This window comes from Burkholderia sp. AU28863 (assembly GCF_002223195.1).
In the GTDB taxonomy this organism is placed as follows: Bacteria; Pseudomonadota; Gammaproteobacteria; order Burkholderiales; family Burkholderiaceae; genus Burkholderia; species Burkholderia sola.
The window spans coordinates 1-1,475 of the sequence record NZ_NKFE01000028.1 but is presented as its reverse complement, the minus strand read 5'-3'; the positions used below and the strand labels follow the sequence as shown (position 1 = coordinate 1,475).

Sequence of the window (1,475 nt, the reverse complement as noted above, 5' to 3'; positions counted from 1 at the left end):
TGTGGCAGCCATATCCTAATGTCGTGTTCTGGCTATTTACAGATGTCGTGTTTTTGACTGCTGGCATGCTGGACGGCTCGTTGAGCAAGCGCGGGAGCCGACCATGCAGCCAGCCGGATTGGTGACACTGACGATGCGAGAGCTTGATCGACTCAAGGTGATCCAGGCCGTGGTGGATATGGGTTTGAAGCCCGGGCGTGCAGCCGAACGGCTGGGCCTGAGCGTGCGCCAGGTAGAACGGCTGGTCATCCGGTATCGCGAGCACGGACCTGGCGGCGTCGCTTCGGGCCGTCGTGGCCGGCCAGGCAACCGCAAGCTCGACGACGGGCTCGCGTTACGCGCCTTGACCATTATTCGAGAGCGCTACGCCGATTTTGGGCCGACGCTGGCCTGCGAGAAGCTCTGGGAGTGTCACGGCATTCGGCTGGCCAAGGAGACGGTCAGGAAGCTGATGACAGACGCAGGTTTGTGGATTCCGCGCCGGCAGCGTCCGCCGAAGGTCTACCAGCCGCGAGCGCGCCGGGCGTGTCTGGGTGAACTGATCCAGATCGACGGCTGCGATCATCGGTGGTTCGAGGAACGAGCGCCGGCCTGCACGCTGCTGGTGTACGTGGACGACGCGACGAGCCGGCTGATGGTGCTGCACTTCACGCAGACCGAATCGACGTTCAGCTACTTCGAGGCCACGCGAATGTATCTGGAGCGCTACGGCAAGCCGGTGGCGTTCTACAGCGACAAGTACAGCGTGTTCCGCAATACGAGCGCCAGCAAGACCGGCCAGAGCGTGACGCACTTCGGCCGGGCGATGTACGAACTGAACATCGACACGTTCTGTGCGAACAGCAGCTCGGCCAAGGGGCGCGTCGAGCGGGCCCACCTGACGCTGCAGGATCGGCTGGTCAAGGAGATGCGACTGCGCGGCATCAACACGGTAGCGGATGCCAACGCTTATGCGCCCTCCTTCATCGCCACGTATAACGCGCGCTTCGCGAAGCCGCCGCGCAGCGGCTTTGATGCGCATCGGCCGCTGCGATCCGACGAGGATCTGGACCGGCTGCTGACCTGGCGTGAGACACGCCGGGTGACGAAGGCGTTGACGGTGCAGTACGACCGGGTGCTGTACCTGCTGGACGATACGCCAGGGAATCGAGCGTGGATACATCGCGACGTCGAGGTGTGGGAGTACCCGGATGGTCGGATTGAAATCCGAGCAGCCGGTCAGATACTGGCAGCTCAGTCCTATGACCGGCTGGCTGAGGTCGACCAAGGCGCAATCGTGGACCACAAGCGGCTGAGTCACGCGTTGCAGGTGGCGCAAGCGTTTCAGGCGCAGCGCGACAGCCGGCGGATCGGCACCGCGCCGTCGCGAACGCATCGCGGGCTGCCGGTGCGGGCAAATGAAGCGCAACCCGGCACGAAGAAACCCCGCCGGTTCACGGTGGCTGACATGGAAACGGCGATTCTGGAAGTTGCGT

1 protein-coding gene is annotated in these 1,475 nt (G+C 63.7%); it reads left to right on the top strand.

Annotation, left to right across the window (positions count from 1 at the left end; genetic code table 11):
- Nucleotides 1-103: 103 nt before the first annotated feature.
- The coding region (locus CFB81_RS34770) for an ISNCY family transposase (protein ID WP_089438206.1) at nt 104-1,475 on the top strand (1,372 nt) is incomplete at its 3' end.